This window comes from Terrisporobacter petrolearius (assembly GCF_020748185.1).
In the GTDB taxonomy this organism is placed as follows: domain Bacteria; phylum Bacillota; class Clostridia; order Peptostreptococcales; family Peptostreptococcaceae; genus Terrisporobacter; species Terrisporobacter petrolearius.
On record NZ_JAHZMO010000006.1, the window covers coordinates 140,857 to 160,911 of the forward strand.

Annotated in this window: 19 protein-coding genes, 1 tRNA gene and 1 other annotated feature; of the genes, 15 read left to right on the forward strand and 5 right to left on the reverse strand. The window is 26.3% G+C overall.

The features are described 5' to 3' along the window. Window positions 1–94: 94 nt before the first annotated feature. From K0040_RS05870 to K0040_RS05900, 7 genes are all read left to right on the forward strand, one after another. A complete protein-coding gene (locus tag K0040_RS05870) occupies window positions 95–1,120 on the forward strand; it encodes an ABC transporter substrate-binding protein (protein WP_228107992.1) in 1,026 nt (341 codons plus the stop codon). Beyond that, window positions 1,120–2,202 carry a FecCD family ABC transporter permease gene (locus tag K0040_RS05875; RefSeq protein ID WP_228107993.1) on the forward strand — a complete coding sequence of 361 codons (1,083 nt, stop codon included), beginning with the start codon at window positions 1,120–1,122 and terminating at the stop codon, window positions 2,200–2,202. Before K0040_RS05870 ends, K0040_RS05875 begins: the two co-directional genes overlap by 1 nt. Beyond that, window positions 2,202–3,059: an ABC transporter ATP-binding protein gene (locus tag K0040_RS05880; protein WP_074919939.1), complete on the forward strand. Its 858-nt coding sequence runs from the start codon at window positions 2,202–2,204 to the stop codon at window positions 3,057–3,059. Before K0040_RS05875 ends, K0040_RS05880 begins: the two co-directional genes overlap by 1 nt. 215 nt (window positions 3,060–3,274) lie before the next feature. Next, window positions 3,275–3,466, forward strand: a complete 192-nt coding sequence (locus K0040_RS05885) for a CooT family nickel-binding protein (RefSeq protein ID WP_074919938.1) — start codon at window positions 3,275–3,277, stop codon at window positions 3,464–3,466. Between the two features lie 25 nt (window positions 3,467–3,491). Beyond that, complete coding sequence (locus tag K0040_RS05890; protein WP_018592077.1) at window positions 3,492–3,908, forward strand: DUF3842 family protein; 417 nt, start codon at window positions 3,492–3,494, stop codon at window positions 3,906–3,908. Window positions 3,909–3,921: 13 nt separating this feature from the next. Then, complete coding sequence (locus K0040_RS05895; RefSeq protein ID WP_228107994.1) at window positions 3,922–4,230, forward strand: DUF8180 domain-containing protein; 309 nt, start codon at window positions 3,922–3,924, stop codon at window positions 4,228–4,230. 140 nt (window positions 4,231–4,370) lie between these two features. Then, window positions 4,371–4,463 (forward strand) — tRNA-Ser (locus tag K0040_RS05900). A gap of 129 nt (window positions 4,464–4,592) precedes the next feature. Here the strand turns inward: K0040_RS05900 and K0040_RS05905 are convergent. Beyond that, window positions 4,593–5,828 (reverse strand): cation:proton antiporter, encoded by a 1,236-nt coding sequence (locus K0040_RS05905; RefSeq protein ID WP_228107995.1) that lies wholly within the window; start codon window positions 5,826–5,828, stop codon window positions 4,593–4,595. A gap of 154 nt (window positions 5,829–5,982) precedes the next feature. Between K0040_RS05905 and K0040_RS05910 the strand changes: the two genes are divergently transcribed. The 4 genes from K0040_RS05910 (at window position 5,983) to K0040_RS05925 (ending at window position 10,664) form a co-directional block, all read left to right on the forward strand. Continuing rightward, window positions 5,983–7,548: a ClC family H(+)/Cl(-) exchange transporter gene (locus tag K0040_RS05910; protein ID WP_228107996.1), complete on the forward strand. Its 1,566-nt coding sequence runs from the start codon at window positions 5,983–5,985 to the stop codon at window positions 7,546–7,548. 141 nt (window positions 7,549–7,689) lie between these two features. Beyond that, on the forward strand, window positions 7,690–8,445 hold the full coding sequence (locus tag K0040_RS21035; protein WP_228107997.1) for a YdcF family protein: 756 nt from the start codon (window positions 7,690–7,692) through the stop codon (window positions 8,443–8,445). A 174-nt stretch (window positions 8,446–8,619) separates the two neighbouring features. Beyond that, entirely contained in the window at window positions 8,620–9,330 is a 711-nt protein-coding gene (locus K0040_RS05920; protein WP_228107998.1) for a LytR/AlgR family response regulator transcription factor, read from the forward strand. Beyond that, window positions 9,327–10,664, forward strand: coding sequence for an ATP-binding protein (locus tag K0040_RS05925; protein WP_228107999.1), 1,338 nt, complete (start codon window positions 9,327–9,329; stop codon window positions 10,662–10,664). Before K0040_RS05920 ends, K0040_RS05925 begins: the two co-directional genes overlap by 4 nt. Before the next feature lie 808 nt (window positions 10,665–11,472). On the opposite strand, the gene K0040_RS05930 is transcribed toward K0040_RS05925, so the two are convergent. Then, window positions 11,473–11,646, reverse strand: a complete 174-nt coding sequence (locus tag K0040_RS05930; protein WP_228108000.1) for a hypothetical protein — start codon at window positions 11,644–11,646, stop codon at window positions 11,473–11,475. Window positions 11,647–11,866: 220 nt separating this feature from the next. Between K0040_RS05930 and K0040_RS05935 the strand changes: the two genes are divergently transcribed. Both K0040_RS05935 and K0040_RS05940 read left to right on the forward strand, forming a co-directional pair. Then, the gene (locus K0040_RS05935; RefSeq protein ID WP_228108001.1) at window positions 11,867–12,124 is read left to right on the forward strand and encodes a hypothetical protein; all 258 of its coding nucleotides are present in this window, start codon (window positions 11,867–11,869) and stop codon (window positions 12,122–12,124) included. Between the two features lie 12 nt (window positions 12,125–12,136). After that, entirely contained in the window at window positions 12,137–12,919 is a 783-nt protein-coding gene (locus K0040_RS05940; protein ID WP_228108002.1) for a CPBP family intramembrane glutamic endopeptidase, read from the forward strand. Window positions 12,920–12,949: 30 nt separating this feature from the next. Here the strand turns inward: K0040_RS05940 and K0040_RS05945 are convergent, their stop codons facing one another. Further along, the gene (locus K0040_RS05945; protein ID WP_228108003.1) at window positions 12,950–14,584 is read right to left on the reverse strand and encodes a hypothetical protein; all 1,635 of its coding nucleotides are present in this window, start codon (window positions 14,582–14,584) and stop codon (window positions 12,950–12,952) included. Window positions 14,585–14,587: 3 nt separating this feature from the next. Next, entirely contained in the window at window positions 14,588–15,361 is a 774-nt protein-coding gene (locus tag K0040_RS05950; RefSeq protein WP_228108004.1) for an ABC transporter ATP-binding protein, read from the reverse strand. 265 nt (window positions 15,362–15,626) lie between these two features. Between K0040_RS05950 and K0040_RS05955 the strand changes: the two genes are divergently transcribed. Continuing rightward, the gene (locus K0040_RS05955; RefSeq protein ID WP_228108005.1) at window positions 15,627–16,376 is read left to right on the forward strand and encodes a CPBP family intramembrane glutamic endopeptidase; all 750 of its coding nucleotides are present in this window, start codon (window positions 15,627–15,629) and stop codon (window positions 16,374–16,376) included. Between the two features lie 124 nt (window positions 16,377–16,500). Here K0040_RS05955 and K0040_RS05960 read toward each other — a convergent pair whose 3' ends face one another. Next, window positions 16,501–17,418: a ribonuclease H-like domain-containing protein gene (locus tag K0040_RS05960; protein ID WP_228108006.1), complete on the reverse strand. Its 918-nt coding sequence runs from the start codon at window positions 17,416–17,418 to the stop codon at window positions 16,501–16,503. Window positions 17,419–17,548: 130 nt separating this feature from the next. Between K0040_RS05960 and K0040_RS05965 the strand changes: the two genes are divergently transcribed. Beyond that, window positions 17,549–19,591, forward strand: a complete 2,043-nt coding sequence (locus tag K0040_RS05965) for an ATP-dependent helicase (RefSeq protein WP_228108007.1) — start codon at window positions 17,549–17,551, stop codon at window positions 19,589–19,591. Window positions 19,592–19,682: 91 nt separating this feature from the next. After that, window positions 19,683–19,897: a binding site (T-box leader), on the forward strand. Window positions 19,898–20,055 lie beyond the last annotated feature (158 nt).

Here is a 20,055-nt window from a genome sequence, read left to right on the forward strand (position 1 = left end):
CATGAAGGTTTTATATGTCTTTATTGACATATACAATCTCATGGTCTTTTATATTTAATAAACATAAGAAGAGTAATTTTAGGGGGAAAATTTTATGGCAAAAAGTAAAAGTTTAAAAAGAGTTCTAGCAGTAATATCAGTAATAAGTTTAACATTAGGTGCTGTTGGGTGTTCATCTAATAATAAAAAGACAGAAACACCAGAAACTAAAGTTGAATCAAGCAACTTTGAAAAAGTAGAGTATACATATTCTGATGGAGCAAAAGATTACGATGTAAAAGTAGAAACTCCAAGACAAAAAGCTGTAACTTTATCACAATTTATGACAGAGATGTTACTTGCATTAGATTTAGGAGATAGAATGATAGGAACAGCACTTTTAGATAACCCAATACTTCCAGAATTTAAGGAAGCTTATGAAAAGATACCACAACTTAAAATAGGTGAGGGGCATTCTGTAGCAAAAGAAGGATTTATGGCTACAGGAGCAGATTTTGTTAGTGGTTGGGACTCATCAATAAGCGAGCAAACAACAGGGTCTCCACAGGAACTTATTGAAAAGGATATAGCACCATTTATGGCTAAATCCTATTCTGCAGATGCTACAGTAGAGACTGTTTATGAAGATTTTGAACTACTTGGAAAAATATTTGGTGTTCAAGATAAATCAACAGAAGTAATAAATAAAATGAAAAATGATATAAAATCAGTAACTGATAAATTAGGAAATATAAAAGATGAAGATAGAGTAAAAATGATGGTATATGATTCAGGAGAAAAAGACGCCATGGTAGTTGGATCAGGTCTTGCTAATAATTTAATTGAGTTAGCAGGTGGAAGTAATATATTTGGAAAAGATGCAGAAAAACCATATATAAATGTTTCTTTTGAGAGTATAGTATCACAAAACCCAGAAGTAATATTAGTAACTGATTTTATGGCTGGAGAACCAGTTAAAGACAAAATTGAGTTTTTAAAATCTCATCCAGCATTAAAAGATGTATCAGCTATAAAAAATAATAAGATATATGTTGTAGGATTAGCAGATTTATCTCCAGGTATCAGAAATCCTAAGTTAATAGAAGAAATGTATGGATATTTTCATGGAGAAAATAAATAATGGAAATATCAATAAAACAAAATAAAAGCCTTTCTAATAAGAAAGGTTTCTTGTTTTGGATACTGTTGTTAACAGTCATATTAGCAGCAACAGTAGTTATTGCTATTGCTGTGGGTAGTACATACATAGAACCTGGAGAAGTATACAAAGTACTACTGAATAAGTTAACAAAAGGAAATTTATTTGGTGACGTGGGAACTGTTATGACGCAAAATATAATATGGGAAATTAGATTTCCTAGAGTATTATTAGGAGCCATATGTGGAGCTGGATTGGCCCTTTGTGGTGTTATGATGCAATGTGTGACAAAAAACCCAATAGCAGAGCCATATATATTAGGAATATCGTCAGGTGCATCTTGTGGAGCCGTTGGAGTAATTGTTCTTGGAGGAATATCAGCAATAGGAATTAACAGTGTTAGTGCAGGTGCATTTGTTGGATCTATAATATCAGGAGTATTGGTATTTGCAATAGGAACTAAAATGGGAAAGACAACATCAACAACAAGACTTGTGCTTACAGGAATGGCCATATCAACAATATTTTCAGCATTAACTAATTTACTTATATATTCAGCAGAAAATTCCAATCAAGCTAAAAATGCGTTGTTTTGGACTGTTGGTAGTTTAGGTGGAGCAAAATGGGAGGTATTATTACTTCCTTTTATCATATTAGTTATAGTGATGATAATAGTGTTTATAATGTCAAAATCTTTAGATATACTGCTTTTAGGAGATGATAATGCTATAGTTTTGGGTATAAATGTGAAGTTTATAAAATCTACCATATTAATTTTAGCCACATTATTGACATCATCTTTAGTTGCAATAACAGGTGCAATTGGATTTATAGGCCTTGTAGTACCACATGTGTGTAGAACTATTGGAGGAAATGATCATAAAAAGTTAATAGTACTTTCTTCTTTAGTAGGGTCAATATTTTTAATAATATCAGATGTATTTGCAAGAGGGCTTTTCCCACCAATAGAAATACCTATAGGAATAATAACAGCATTAGTTGGCGGTCCATTCTTCTTATATTTAATTTCTAACAGAAATTATGACTTTGGAGGAAAAGAATAATGCAAAAAATTCAAGTGAAAAATTTAAGATTTAGTATAGATAATAAAGAAATATTGAAAGATATATCCTTTGATGTTCCTAAAGGAAGTTTTGTAGGTATTATAGGGCCAAATGGTTCAGGAAAATCTACTTTATTAAAAAATATATATAGATTATACAAACCTTCAAGTGGGAAGATAATTTTGGATAATAAAGACTTATTTACAATGAAAGATAAAGAATGTGCAAAAGAAATAGCTGTATTAGCCCAGGAAAGTAATTCCCAGTTTGACTTCACTGTGGAGCAAATAGTAAAAATGGGGAGATATCCTTATAAATCGGTTTTTGAAGATTACTCTAAGGATGATCTAAAAATGGTATCAGAAATGTTAAAAAAAGTAGGTTTAGATGATTATAGTCATAGAAGTTTTTCAAACTTGTCAGGGGGAGAAAAACAAAGAGCTTTAATTGCAAGGGCATTAGTACAAAATACAGATTTTTTAATATTAGACGAACCAACAAATCATTTAGATATAGGGTATCAAATACAGTTAATGGATTTGGTAAAAAGTATGAAAATAACAACATTATCGGCAATACATGATATGAATATAGCATCTATGTATTGTGATTATTTAATAGTTATGAAAGATGGGAAAATAAAAAAATTTGGAAATGTGGAAGAAGTAATAACAGCCCAAACATTAAAAGAAATATTTGGAGTAAATGCTTATGTAGGTAAAAATCCAATTAACAAAAAACTACAAGTGTCTTTTATGCATACTCATGAGCATATAAATGGGGTAGGTAATAATCATATACATGAAGATGGATTTACAGGATTACATTCTCATGAAGAAAATCAAATATATGTCTAATTTAGTAAAATACAATAGGAAAACAAGGATTTTTTGCAATACTTTTTATTGTAGAAAATAAATTGTACTTAAGTGTTTGACTTGCAAATAATATGAGTATATACTTATATTAATAGAAAAATTTGTAAGTGAAATCATGAAGGTTTCTTATGGTATTGTAATGCCTTTAGAAATCTTTTTTTGATTAGATTTATATAGTTAAGGGGGATTTTTATATGTGTGAATCATCTGCATTTGTGTTAGGAAAAGATAATCAATTAGAAAAAGTAATGGAAAATGTGGTAAACGTAGATCCAGCTGAAGGAAAGGTTTACTTAACAGATTTGTTGGGAGAACAAAAAATAGTTGATGGTTTTATTAAAGAAATAAGATTAATGGACCACAAAATAATTTTAGCAGAAAAATAAAAATCAAATTAGAGGTAGGTCAAATATGATAATTGCAGTAATAGACGGAATGGGTGGCGGTATAGGAGCTCAAGTAGTTAGTGCGTTAAGAGAAGAACTACCATCGTATATGGAAATATATGCATTAGGTACAAATTCAATAGCTACAAGTGCCATGATGAAGGCCCATGCAAATAAAGGTGCAACAGGAGAAAATGCCATAGTAGTATCTTCAAAAAAAGCCAATATAATTGTTTCGCCTATTTCGATTGTAATGCCCAATACCATGATGGGAGAAGTAACAAGTACCATAAGTGAGGCCGTATGTGATAGCGAAGCGTTTAAAATATTATTACCAATAATGCCAGAAAATTTTGAAGTAATAGGTATAGAAGGCAAACCATTATCATTATTAATTAAAGATACGATTAAAATAATAAAAAGAGAATTTAATATAAAATAAGGGGGAGTTTAAAATGTTTAATAAAAATGTAGCTTTATATCATGAAGGTCATCATCATGAGCACGATCATGTACATGCTGAATGTGGTTGTGGAGGAAACTGTCATAATCACGAGGAAGAAGTAAGTAAAGATGAAAAAACTTTAAACATTTTATTAGTACACTGGGTTAACCATAACCAATCTCATGAAGAAGGTTTTAGAGAATGGGTAAACAAAGCAAAAGAAATGGGTAAAGAAGAAACTGCTGAGTATATAGAAAAAGCAATCGTATGTATGCAACAAGCTAATGAGATGTTATTAGAAGCTAAAAAAAATATGTAGTTATTTAAGATAAAAAGCAAAGAATATGAAAATTTTCTTTGCTTTTGTTAATAATAAAATTAAATATTGAGAACAAATTATATTTAATAAATACTAATAGTTGACAAAAAGGTTTTCATATAATATAATGAAATAGTATTGGAGAAGTACTCAAGTGGCTCAAGAGGATCCCCTGCTAAGGGATTAGGCTGGATTAAACCGGTGCGAGGGTTCGAATCCCTCCTTCTCCGCCAATTAAAAGACTATGGAAGTTGTTCCATAGTCTTTTTTATTATAGTTAAATTATTGATTTATATATTTTTCCTCATAAATATCCACTAGTTAATACTTTTTATATAATATATGAAATAATATGTAAAAAACTATTCCTCTAATACATTTAATTTTTTAGCAACAATACCGGTTGTGCTAGCTTGGACTAACAGTGTTATAACTATACACATAAATACTGTAGATGATATAATTTCATATCCAGGGACTTTGTTTGAGACCACAATTCCTGATAGTGCAGCAGGTATAACACCAGTTTCTCTAACCCACATCATAAATAATTTTTCATTTTTACTCCATTTAGCTTTTACGTCAAGTGATGTACAAATTATAACAACAATAGGACGAGATATAAATATTAAAATTAATGCTATTAAAAAAGCTTTCCAGCCGTATTTAACTAATGAATTTAAGTCTAAATGAGTACCAAGAACTATAAATATAGCCATTCTTGCAATTGTTGAAATTGTCTCTCTAAAGTGGACACCTTCTATATATATATCATCTTCTATCCATAAATTAAAAAGTTTTTTATTGCCTGTTACTAAACCTGCTATAAAAACAGACATATAACCACTACCACCTAATCTTTCAGATATTTCATAGGCAAAGACTACTACTGCCAATGACATTATTGCTTCATATTTACCAAAAATACCGTAAATTTTTGTAGATGCTAATGCTGTTCCAATAAGCGCCACGCCAGTTCCTACAAGTAATCCGATTGTAATCATAAATACTAGTTGCAAACTAGTTTCCAGTAAACTAGATTTTTGAGATAAAGTTATACTTGCTAAAATTGAAGTAAAAAGTATAGCCCCAAATGCATCGTTAAATGCAGATTCACTAATAATAGTTTGTTTTAGTGTATTTTGAATTTTTACTTGCTTAAATACGGGTATCAAGCTAGCTGGGTCTGTTGAAGCTACTATAGCACCTAGCAAAATACTGGTTTGAAGAGGTAAATTTAATATAGCATTTGAACTTACTCCAATTATTGCAGCAGTTAAAAATACACCAAAAGAAGATAATAACAAAACGGTTATCTTTACTTTATTTAAAACCTTAAGTTTAATTTCGCTACCACCTTCATATAGAATAAAAGCAGAGCCAAATGTTAATATAAACTCATTTGCCACAGGAAATGAATTAATATTTACCAAATTAAAAAAAGTTGGTCCAAAAGCAACTCCAAATAATAAATATATAACCACATCGGGGATTTTTAATTTTTCTCCTATATAAGCACCAATTATGCCTAGTACAGATATTGATGCCATAACGAGTAATAGCTCATTAGAACTAACTGCAGAAATATTCTCGGTCATGATGATTTTCCTTTCTAAGATGATTTTGTTAAATTTATTATTTGCAAAAACATATATTCTATTATGCTATATTAAATTAACGTATATAAGATTCTTGTCAATTGGTTGTAATTTTAATGAAATATGTTTAAAATTAGATTTGAAAGGAGATATTATGGATACAAAGAAAGACAGAGTATATAATATGTTAAAACGACTTGAAAATCTAAAATACAGATTAATTATGGATTCTTTATTAATAGGTATTATAGTGGGATTAGTAATTGTAATACACAGAATACTATTATTGAAAGCAAGCCCCCTGTTTATAAATTTATACAATAAAGCTACAGAAAATATAATACTAATACCTATTGTATTTTTAATTTTAATTTTTTTAGGATTTATAGTTGGTAAAATGGTAAAAAAAGAGTCTATGATAAGCGGTAGTGGTATTCCTCAAGTTGAGGGAATATTAACTAGAAACTTAAAACAAAATTGGTTTAAGGTATTGGTTTATAAGTTTATAGGCGGGTTAATTTGTTTAGGAGCAGGACTTTCTCTTGGAAGAGAAGGACCATCGGTACAAATGGGAGCTTGTATTGGTGAGGGAATTTCTGAGAAAAGTAAAAAATTAGAAAATGAAAAGAAGTATTTAATAACAAGTGGAGCAAGTGCAGGCCTTTCTGCAGCATTTAATGCACCCATATCAGGTGTAATGTTTTCTTTGGAGGAAACTCACAAAAATTTTTCACCATTAGTACTATTATCAGCAATGATAGCATCTTTAACTGCTGATTTTATTTCAAAAAATTTCTTTGGTATGGCACCGTCCCTACATTTTTCAAAATTAAATTCTCTACCTTTAAAATATTATTGGGGCTTGATAATCCTTGGTATAATTATAGGTGTTAGTGGAGTTATATTCAGTAGTGGTCTTTTAAAAACTCAGGATCTATATAAAAAATTAAACACATCTGTAGAGATAAAATGTATTATTCCTTTTGTAATGACAGGAATAATAGGAATGTTATGTCCTATAGTTTTAGGTGGAGGCCATGATTTAATCATGACCTTAAAAGAAAGTCAATTTACTTTAATATTTTTATTTTCATTAATAATTATAAAATTCCTATTTACATTTATTAGTTTTGGATCTGGAGTTCCAGGAGGAATATTCTTCCCACTACTAGTTTTAGGAGCCTTAGTAGGTAATTTTGTAGGACTTATATATGTTAAATATTTAGGAATACCAGATGTTTATTTAGTAAACTTTATTGTTCTTGCTATGGCAGGTCATTTTGCATCAATAGTAAAAGCACCTATCACGGCCATATTGTTAATTTCTGAAATGACAGGTTCATTAAATCATTTGTTAGCCTTAGCTGTAGTTGTAATAGTTTCTCAATTAACTTCAGATATTTTAAATTCTGAGCCAATTTATGAAAGTTTACTTAGTAGAATCTTAGCTAAAGGAACTAATAAGTATGAAGGTAGAGCAGGAAAGAAAACATTAATAGAAATAGTAGTACACATATATAGTGATCTAGATAATAAAGAAATAAAAGATATACAATGGCCTGAAAATTGTTTAGTTGTATCAATACACAGAGGTGAAAAAGAAATTTTGCCTAGGGGAGATACAAAAATTTATGCAGGGGACTTATTAGTAGTAATGACAAATGAAGAGAGTGCTTCATGTATGATAGAAGATATATCAGAAATGGCATCTACTGTTTAATAAATAATTAAAAATTAGAATTAAGGAGTGAATTAGTGAATACTTTAACATTGACTAAATCACTCCTTTTTGAATTTTAATATAGTATGCTATAATTGACTGCAAATAACGGATAATCGTAAATTGAAAGGGAGAATAGTTGTGAATAAAAATATAAAATTACTTATAGTACTAAGTATTCCAATAATATTAGCATTATCTCAATGGGGACTAAGCTTTTCTACAGTATTTGTAATTGTATCAATGATACTTATATACTTATTAATAAGTGCTAAAAATATTGATTATAAAAATAAATATACAAAAATAATATACAAAATTTATAAAACAGTAATGATATTATTTATAACATCGTTTATTTTATTGCAAAGTGCAATCATCATAAATATGCACAAAGCCAAGGATGTAAATTCTACAAATAGTATGGACACGATGATAGTTTTAGGAGCTAAAGTAAATAAAGAAGGAGTGTCTAAGACTCTAAAGCAAAGGTTAGACAAAGCAATTGAGTACTACAATGAAAATAAACATTTAAATATAATTGTATCTGGTGGCCAAGGTAAGGACGAAGTGATGAGCGAAGCATGGGCAATGAAAAATTATCTTGTAAAAAATGGAGTAAATAAAAACAATATAATATTAGAAAATAAAGCAACTACAACTTTAGAAAATATAATGTTTAGCAAAGAGATAATGGAAGATTTAAAATTAGAAAATAAAGCTTTAATCGTTACTAGTGATTATCATTTATTTAGGGGAAGATTTATAGCTAGCATGCTAGGAATTGATAATGAAGGTCTATGTTCCACAAGCAGTTTATCAAGTCGGATATATTACATGATAAGGGAGTACCCAACAAGTATTATAGACTTTTATAGAAGTATAAAAGAGAAATAATCAGTCAATTAGGCAAATCAATTATTTTATGATTTAGAATTAATGCACCAATCAAATTGAACATAAATACAAAATATGGTAAAATTAATTTTGGATTTTACGAAAATTTAACAAAATAAAATAAAGGACTATTATGAAGAGGGGATTCTTATAGTCGCAAAAGGGGGCATATATATGATTTTTAATATAGCCATTTGTGATGATAAAGCAATACATAGGAACATACTAAGGGATTATCTGGGGAAAGTATTTTTTAGTGAGTCCTATGAAGTGGTAGAGTTCAGTGGTGGTGAAGAGTTATTAAAAAAATATCCTAAGAAATTAGATATACTTTTATTAGATATTAAAATGACAGGTATGAATGGTATTGAAACTGCTAAAAAAATAAGGTTATTTGATAGTAATGTAATGATAATTTTTACCACATCTTTTTGGGATTTTATACAAGAGGGGTATGAAGTAAGGGCATTTAGATATTTATTGAAACCAATAAATTATAAGGACTTTTCGAAGCATTTAATTCAGTGTAAAAATGATATTGTGAACAATAATGAAAAATATATAACAATAAAAGAAAAAGATGAACGAAAAACAGTTATTATTCCTATAAATTCTATATTATATGCAGAGACAGAATCTGGTTTTACATTAATACATACAGATAATAAAATATATAAAACAAGATCTAGTATTAAAAAAATTGAAAAAGAGTTAAAAGAAAATTTATTTTACAGGTGTCATAGGGCCTATTTAATAAATATAAGTAAAGTAAACTCTATTGCTCAAAACTCAGTTTTTATAAAAAACAATGAAATACTGGTTAGTAGAGATAAAATGAAAGATTTAAAAATAAAAATCACAGATGTATTAGGAAGCTTAATATGATGGATATAAGCAATTCCTTTTATAATACATTAAGCTTTACTACTGGATTATCATATTTAATTTTATTTAAATCAATATTGGATAATTTTAATTGTAAAAAGTTTAATGAACGTATTAATTATATAATTATTATTTTTATTGCTATTTTTATACTTGTATTTGAGTTTGAGAATGAAATAATATTTATACTTATTTGTACTATTTTTTATAAAATTAACTATGAACAAAGTATTTTAAAGTGTTTTTTAATTAGTTTGATATATTGGTTTCTTGTATATATACCTATTGAAAATATTAGCTTATATTTGGCTTTTAATATAAATTACAATGATTTAACTGAATATTTTTATACAGATTCACTAATTGTTGAAATTGAATGTATGATAATTGAAAATATATTTATGATAGTTATAGGCAAAATATTCAATCAAATGATAAAATTGAAAAACATTAAAAATACATGTAAAAAAGTAACATACATTGTTATATGCACTCCTATAATAATAAATATATTAATATTAATAATCGTATTTAGAATAATAGCAATAGATAAACTTTTAATAAAATATTGTATTGTAATTTTGATAGCTATAACGATTTCAACATTAATTTACAATGTTTGTACTTTTTATATAATCAGAAAAAGCATAGATAGTTATAAATTAGATTATGAGAATAAGATTATTAAAGACAATGTACTTAAAGAATATAATTATTATTTAGATATAAATAAAGAAAAAAATAAAGTGAGATCTCTATACCATGATATGAAAAATCATATTATTTGTATAAGACACTTGTGTGAAGAAAAAGATAGAAACAAAGTATTAGAGTATATAGATAGCCTGGAAGGTAATATAGGAAATTATAATAAGTTAAATGAAGAATCATACACAGGTAACATGATATTAGACTCAATTTTGAGAGTTAAAAAATCAATATGTATGGAAAAAAACATTGATTTTCTTGTTGATATGGATTTTTCTAAGAGTGATTTTATTGATATGGTGGACGTATGCACTATATTTTCCAACTTAATAGATAATGCAATTGAAGCTTGTGATAAAGTAAATTCTTATAATATATCTAAGAAAATAATTTTAAAAAGTAAATATATAGATGAGTTTTGTATTATTTTAATTGAAAATACTAAAACAAACGAAATTAAGCAAGAAAAGAATTTATTTTTAACTAATAAAAAAAATTCATATATGCATGGAATAGGTTTTAATAATGTAAGAAGTACAGTTGAAAAATATTTTGGAGAATTAATTGTTAGTCATTCTGAAAATATATTTACTGTTAAGATTATGATTCCTTATCATGATATATAAATCTAGGTGAATTTTTGCATAGTATGATTAATTTTAATTTAATATATTAAAATTGTATGACAAAGTGATAAACACTGTATATGTTTATCACTTTGCTTTTTATTATTTCACATTTTGTGTGCTTTTATTTTGATGTAGAATAAAACTCATTAAAACATTAATTATAAGAACATCAAAGAAACAATATGTTGTTGAAATTATTTTAAATAATAATATAAAAATTGAAATGACTCCTATCACTTGACAGGGGGCAGTTCAAAATTAAGTAGAGATATTTTTTATATTTATTAATTTCATAAATGAAATTTGAAATAGAAAAAATCATAATGATTATTAAATTAATTTGTCAGCAAGGTTTTTATGTTGACTAAATCCTGTAAGATTGTTGAATACTTCTTGTAGAGATTTTTGTGTAAATCTAACTTCATACTGTTATGTATAATTTGTAATAAGCCATTTTTTTAAGATAAAAAATATAACTATGCCTCCTAATATTGTTGATATTACATCAAAAAAATCAAAGGTCATATTTGAAAATAATTGTTCTAATTCATATACTAAAATACCTAGCATAGAGAAAAAAACTATGTTCTTAATTTTTTTAATAGTAATGTTTTCTCTTTGAGAAATTTTAAAAGCAATGATAACACATGATATAAACATTACAAAAAAAAGTTAGGAGAACAATCAGCTATTCCTAAATCAGAAAGATTATTTTTATAAATAAAAGGTCTATAACAAAATTTGAAAAGCAATCCCAATATACTAATGACAACAATTAATACTTTTAATAATCTTACTGTTGAATTTAAAAGTATCCTCTACTTCTACCTTGAGTTCTACCATTTTTATTCACTCCTATTCCTAAAACATATTTGCCGTAAGCATCTACAGCTTTACTGCCTAAATAACCAACAACAAAACTTACTAGTGCGTCTCCTACATTAACTGTTTCTAATTCATCAATTTTTAATTCTTCCATGATAAGACCTTCTTATAAATTTTTAATTCGAGATAATATTATCACAAAAATTTTAAAAAGTAATACAAATTGTGTGAATGGTATGATTTTTAACATGAATGATAAATCAAAAACCATTCATACCAAAAAAAATACTATTTAGATTAAATATATTGATAATTATTGGTAACGACTATAAGGTAATAATAGATACGATTTATAAAAGAGGGAGGGGTAAATTATGGAAGGTCAAATTCAGGAACAAAAACGATATAAAGCACCTATGGTGTTAGGCATAGTAAACTTATTTTCATGGTTCATACCATTAATAGGTGTTATAACAGGTATTTTTGGAATATTGGTATCTAGAAAGAGATTAAAAGAACAAAAATTCAAGGCGTATAAAATAGGGTTGATTTTAAGTATAATAGGTTTAGTTTTAAGTTTATTAAATTGGGTTTTAGCAGTATATTTAGCTTATACTAATGGTTTATTTTAGTAAGGTGATTAAATGAAGAAAATTTTAAAATCAATAGGAATATGTATAGGTCTACCATTAATAGTTATAGCAATTATGACTGTTATTCAACTAATTTTCATGATAACTTTTGATGATCTAGAAAAATTAAAGCAATTTATATTTTTGCCAACCTTTTTTGCATATGTGATTTTTTTACCTTTATATTACTCACTAAGCTATGTAAAAGGTAAGAGATTATTAGAACAATTAGATATAAAAAAAATAGATAAAAAAGAGATTGTATATATTGTATTATTTGGAATAGGGATTAGTTTTATTTTGTCTATATTAGCAGGAATGTTAACTTTGGTATTCCAAGGTTATTCAGATATAAGTAATATGATAGAGGAATCAAATAATTCTTTAATACAAATGTTACTGATGGTTATTTTAATTCCTATATGTGAAGAATTACTTTTTAGAGGAATAATATTTACATATTTAAAAAATAACTATAACATCGTACTTGCAGTTGTTTTACAAGCTTTAGCTTTTGGAGTTTATCACATGAATATTGTGCAAGGAATTTACACTTTTGCATTAGGTATAGCATTAGGCTTAATTTATATGTATAGTGAGTCCATGATAGGATGTATAATTTTGCATATGGTATATAATTTATTTGGAAGTCTTGTAATACCTACTGTAATGAATGGTAATATAGTAATAAGTATTGGTGCTATAATTATTTCCATTGCTTTATTTATTTTTTCAATTATTAAAATGAGCAATAAATACAAAGAACAGCTAGATAAAATATTATATGAGGATTAAATATAAAAATAAGGTGTAGAAATTTAATATCTACATCTTATTTTTACATACTCTAAAAGTTGATTTATATAAAGTTATATCTAATATTAAAATAGCTATCATATAAATACTAATTCCATAAATGCCAGTAAGTGAAATAAGAAAGTGAGCAATTGCCATAATAAATATTAAAATGTCAATTAAACAATATTCTAGTACTGCGTCACTTTTAAGTGGATTGATTTTCTTATCAAATGGATTCAATTTATAAGAAAATGGCATAGTTTTTTTTAACATTTTAAATGACATTATAGATATAAATATTGAAGCTAAAAATATAATGATAATATGATGAATTATATTTACTTTACAAATAAACATAACAACTATACTTTGAATTAAAAAAATAGGTATTATTATATTAATGAAGCAAGTTTTAATACATGCTTTATATATACAAATTTCATTCTTTATAGGTGTAGTTGTATATACATATGAGGCTTTGTAATTTGTAGAAAATTTTAACTCAAATAATATTATAGGAATACTCATCAAACACATATATATAAATAGATATAAATATGAATTTATAAAATCATCACTACAACGAAAACAAAAAACTAAAGGAGGAAGTACATAGTTCATTATAATAAGAGGATAGACTGTAAGTTTAAAATCTCTATCTTTTCTCATTACATTAGAAATAAAATTAAAAAATATCCTTTCTTCTTTATCCCTACATATAACCTTACTCAATTTCATTGTTAAATTATGATTTTTTACTTTTTTACGTGTGCTTTCCTTATTAAGTTTTTGAAGTTTTTTTTCAAATACTGGTGTAAGTTTCATATATATTAAAAATGATATTATAGGTATAATTAAAGCAAAGGAAGAAAGTATAAATAAATTTTTATCCATATTACCTTTTGATATTATTTCAAGTGGAGCTGCAAACCAAAAAGACGGGAAAAAGTAACTTATTATACCAATATCCATGTTTTCCACTAAATTTATATTTTCCGTTATAGTATCAATAAAAAAATAAGATCCACTAAACAAGACTGCAACCACTATTTGTATAATACAGATTGCATCTTTAAGTTTTTCACCATCAAATATTTTTAATACTATAAGATAACCTAGTCCAGATATAATAATTATAAAAATATCCATAAGTATTATATCTATTAAGAAGACTAAAAGAAACATTAATCCATACTTTATTGATACAATTAATCCAAATACATTTAATAATAAACTTGTATTTATTATATAGATCATAACATGTGTTAATTTATAGGCGTTTAATGTTTTTAGGTTGACACCTCTAGTAGCTAATATACCATTATCTTTTATATCTAATATTACAGACGAAAAATCTGACATAACTGTTGTAAACATAAAAAATAAGAACATTGAAAAGTATACAGACATTGCTAAAAAAACATTTTTATTTATTATCATAATTAACATAGTACAAAAACTAAAAAGAGTATATAGTAATAACGTTAGATATTGAGATGGAAATTCCATAAACTGACAATTATTTAATATGCTAGATTTTTCTCTTGAATATATTGTTAGTTTTGTATTTAGTATTAATCTCATATCATCATAGTCAACACCTAGTTTTTCATATAAAAATCTAAATTTATCAAGTATTTTTAGTGTAATAAAATTCATCATAATCTACACCTCTATTATGGATATGAATTTCTCTGCAAGTTCTTTATGTTCACTAAATCCTGTCAGGCTGTTAAATACTTCTTGTAGAGATTTTTCATGTACACTTTCTTTTAAATCTTCAAATTTACCATCGGCAACAATATTTCCATTGTTTAAAAGTATTATTCTATCGCTTATCTTTTCTACAACTTCCATGATATGTGAAGAGTAAAAGATTGTTTTACCTTTTTCTTTTAAACTCATTAGAATTTCTTTTATTATCATTACGCTATTTGCATCTAATCCACTTAAAGGTTCGTCTAGAAATAGTATATCTGGATTATGTATTAAACTAGATATTATAACTACCTTTTGTTTCATACCTTTTGAAAAAGAGCTAATTCTTGAGTCATAATATTCTTTTATTCCTAATATATCCATTAATTCACAAGCTTTTTCATCCGCAATATCATATTCCAGTCCATAAAGTTGGCCTATAAATGTTAAATATTCTCGAGCAGTTAAACTTTCATAAGTTTCTGCCACTTCAGGCACATATCCTATTCTTTTTTTATATTCATCATTTCCATTTGATATATCTTCACCGAATATTTGGATTGTTCCACTATAGCCCTCCACAAGTCCTAGTATTATTTTAACTGTTGTACTTTTTCCGGCTCCATTTGGACCTATATATCCTATTATATTTCCTTTATCTATTTCTAGATTTATTCCTCTTAAAACTTCTTTTCCTTCAAATTTCATTCTTAAATCCTTTATAAATATTGCATTATTCATAATCTAGCTCCCTTGTGAGTTGTATATGTTGTTTTAGGTGTTTTGATACACTCATTCATAATAAAACGCTATTTTATAATAATTGTATCAGAATAAAAGCAAAATATATAAAAAATGCTTAAATGGTAGATTTTTAGGAATAAATGGTATACACAAAACTGTTGACCATGAAAAACACACTATTCAACCGAGATATATTGACCTTTATTATAAAAAGTTATAAGTTTACATTATCTACTATTTTATAATAGGGGGAAGTAAAAATATGAAACAGTTTTTTAAATCATTAGGAGTATGTCTAGGGTTATATTTATCACTTCAAATGACTATAGGAATAATTGCACAAATAGTAGTTATTTGTATTGAAGACGGTTATGAAATAAGTAAATATATATATATAATATCCTTTATGGGTCAATTTGTTACCTTAAACGTAATGGATTTATTAAATGAAAAAGAAAAAGTATTTGATAGAAATATTTTTAAGAAAATAAGTTTAAGAAATATAATATATATTAGTTTATTTGGAGTTGGATGTAGTATTGTCCTACCTAAGTTAGCTCAATTGTTAACTCAAGTAATGAATGTAGAAAATCAGTTAGAACCTATAAGTCTTTCAGTTTTACAAATGATATCAGTGATAATATTAATTCCTATATGTGAGGAAATAATGTTTAGACATGTTATATTTGGATATCTTAAAAATAATCATAAGATAGTATCTGCAGTTATTGCACAAGCATTAGTTTTTGGATTGTGGCATGGAAATATTGATCAAATTATATATACATTTATATTAGGTATATTTTTAGCTCTAATATATATGCGATATAATTCACTTTTAGGAAACATTATTTTACATATAGTGTTTAATTTAATGGGAGTATTAATAATACCTAAGTTAGGAAATATTAGTTCTACTTTATATTATGTAATAATATTATTAGGCATCTTATGTTTTGTTTTTCCACTATCAAAAATAATACCAAGGCATGAAAAATGTTTAAATAAATAGCAAGTTCAAGTAAATTAATTAGAATTAAAAATTATAAAAGAAATGATAATAGTAAATAAAATACAAATATATTACTATTATCATTTCTTTATTTATAAAATAAAGTATATAATCTTTATAAATTTTAAATATTATTAAGTTCTTTTTTAATAATAAAATCACATAAAGAATAAATATTATCTTCTAAAATATGATCATTGAATTTAAGTGGAATAATTTTCGATAAATTATAAAATAATATGTTATTTTTATCTCTATCTATACCTTTATTGATATTTATTTCCAGAGAAATATTATTATTTTGGCATATTATAGAATAATTGTCGTTGTATATTGAAATATTATGGTGTTCTCCAGTGAAAATAAAATAATTAATACATAATTTTTTTGCATTTATTTTATAGTTTAAAGGAAAAACTTTAAGATTATAATTAATGCCACCTAGTTCTATTAAATCCAACTTTTCTCTTACTAAATCTTTAATATTTACAAGTTTACTTAAATTATAAATATCTTCGTAATTATGTAAAAGAATAGTATCTAAAAGCTTACGGTCTTTGTTTTTAACAAATTCTTTATATAATTTTACACTTTCTCCACCATCTATAACATCATCTCTATGAATATTAAAGTATGTTTCAACTGAGTTTAAACTACAATCCTCTAAGCCTAAGGGAGATTTAAATGATTTTATAAATCTAAAAATATCAAAGTCATCTTCTTTATTTAAATTAAAATCAATGTGGTGTTTTTTTAATCTATAATTTACAAATCCTATATCAAAACTTAGACCATTATAAGTCACATGTCTTTTGAAACACTTAATATTATCAACAAAAGCTAGAAGCAATTCTTTTTCTTCGTCTTCATTTTCTGCAAAAAATTGTTTAATAACAGTCTTATCTTGGCAATTATATAGAATACCTATTAAAATAACTTTGCAAAATTTTGGACTTAGTCCAGTAGTTTCAATGTCGAATATAAAGGTGTTACTATTCATGTTTAATTTTTCATCTATTAATATTTTTTCTATAATTTTCATGATATTTCTCCTTTTTTCAATTTTGTACTATAATAGACGTTGAATAAAGTAATTTAATCATATATTAAATAGAAATGATAGTAAATGTAATTTTATAAATAAATAGACAAATACTTCAAGGTGGGAAAAGATGATTGATAAAGATAAATTAAACGAAAATCAAAGAAAAGCAGTGGAGCATGTAGAAGGACCATGCATGGTATTGGCTGGGCCTGGGTCAGGTAAAACAAGAGTTATAACTTATAGAATAGCCAATATGATAATGAATAAAAATATTCCTCCAACAAGGATATTAGCAATAAGTTTCACAAAGAACTCTTCCATGGAAATGAGAAATAGAGCTCTTCAAATTTGCAAGGATAGTAGAATAAATAAAGTTACTTTTGGAACATTTCATGCTATTTTTTATAAAATTTTAAGATATTTTGGAAAATACGAGATGAATAGTATTCTTGATGAAAAAACAAAAAGAAATACTATTAGAGGCATACTTAAAAATTTAAAAGTAGAAAATGGCGAAGATGATGAAACAGTTGGACAAGTTATAAATGAGATTTCTTATGTTAAAAATGAGCTAATGGACAAGCAAGATTTTGAATCAGAAATTTTAACAAAAGATGAATTTATAAATACTTACAATATGTACGAAGAATATAAGGAGCAAGTTAAAAAAATAGATTTTGATGATATGTTGCTGAGAACTTATTATTTGTTGAACCAAAATAAACAGGCTTTAGATATGGTTAGACAAGTTTATAAATATATTTTAGTAGATGAGTTCCAGGATATAAATAGAGTGCAATTTGAAGTACTAAAACTAATGTCAAATCCAAATAACAATATATTTGTTGTAGGAGATGAAGACCAAAGTATATATGGATTTAGAGGTTCTAGACCTGATTTTTTATTACAGTTTGAAGAGTATTTTAAAGGGACAGAAAAGATTTTGTTAGATATTAATTACAGATCTAAAAAAGAAATAATTGATGTATCTAATAAATTAATAGAAAAAAATGTGAGCAGATATGATAAAACTATAAAATGCAATCAAGGTGAAGGTGCAATAGTAAATTATATTAAACCAAAGGATTCAGAAGATGAGGCAATTCAAATTGGAAAAGAAATTTTAGAAAAAATTAAAAAGGATTATGTAGAATATAGGGATTTTGCAGTGATCTACAGGACAAATATTCAATCTAGAGCCCTTGTAGATGTGTTTATGGACATGAGGATACCTTTTACTATAAAAGACTCAATAGTGACAATATACGACCACTGGGCAGCGAGGGATATACTGTCTTACTTAAAAATTGCTGTAAAAAAACATAGTAATGAGGATTGGATAAGAATTATTAATAAACCTTTTAGATATATATCTAGAGATAATTTGAATCAAATTAAAGAAGACAAAGACTTTGTAAATGCTTTAATAACAAAATGTAATCTTCATCCAAAGCAAGTGAAAACTATAAATGATTTGGATATTGATATAAGTTATTTAAAACATCAATGTCCACAAGATGCCATATCATATATAAGAACAACCTTAGATTATGATAAGTATATTTTAGATTATTGTGTTAATAGAAAAATAAAGACAAATGGATTAATAGAAATTTTGAATGAGATAGAAAGTTCTGCATCTAACTTTGAAACTATTGAAGAATATTTAGATCATATAGAAAAAGTTAAGTCAGAATTGGAGCAAAATCAGTATAAAAAGGAATTAGATGGAGTAGTATTTACTACCATGCATAGTGCCAAGGGACTAGAGTTCAGATATGTTTATATTATAGGAATTAATGAAGGAACAATTCCTCATGAAAAATCTTATGATGTTGATGATGATGACAAAAAGGCTGACCAAATAGAAGAAGAAAGAAGGCTTATGTATGTAGGCATGACTCGTGCAGAAGAAAGTTTAACCTTAAGTTCTCCCTTAAATAAATACGGCAAAAAAGCTTATGAATCAAGATTTTTGAATGATATAAAAAACCCCACAAAAGAAGAGATGAAAAGTGTTAAAATTGGGGATAAACTTTATCACAAAAGTTTTGGAAATGGAAGAATTGTGGGTAAAGATGGGGATATGGTACAAGTTAAGTTTAAAAATGAAGAAAAAACTTTAGATTATAAATTATGCATGAGAAATAATATTATAAAGCAGCTATAAATAAAAACATGAACAAAAATTAAAAAATTCTGAAATTTATTATTGACAAAGGTAAATTATCTGACTATAATCTTATTAATAATTTGAAAAAGAAAATTCTATGAAAAAGAGAGTAACCTAAATGGAGTTACAGCGAGTTAGGGTATGGTGTAAGCCTAATAATAAAGTTTAGAGTGAAGAGAGCTTTGGAGAAGATTATCAGAACTTAAGTATGATAATAGGTAGCGCCTGCCTTAAGGGTTTGAGTGGATAGGTAAGTGCACTGCCTATCAACAAGAGTGGTAACGCGGTTAATTCGTCTCTTAGTCATTATGACTAAGGGACTTTTTTTATTATAAGGAAAAAACATTAAACCTTTCTTCACAAGCTATAATGAAAATGATTGATTCGTGATGGCTTCGCCAATAATTAATATAAAGCGAATTAAAACCCTGATTATAATGTAGTAATTTAATTCTTTCTAG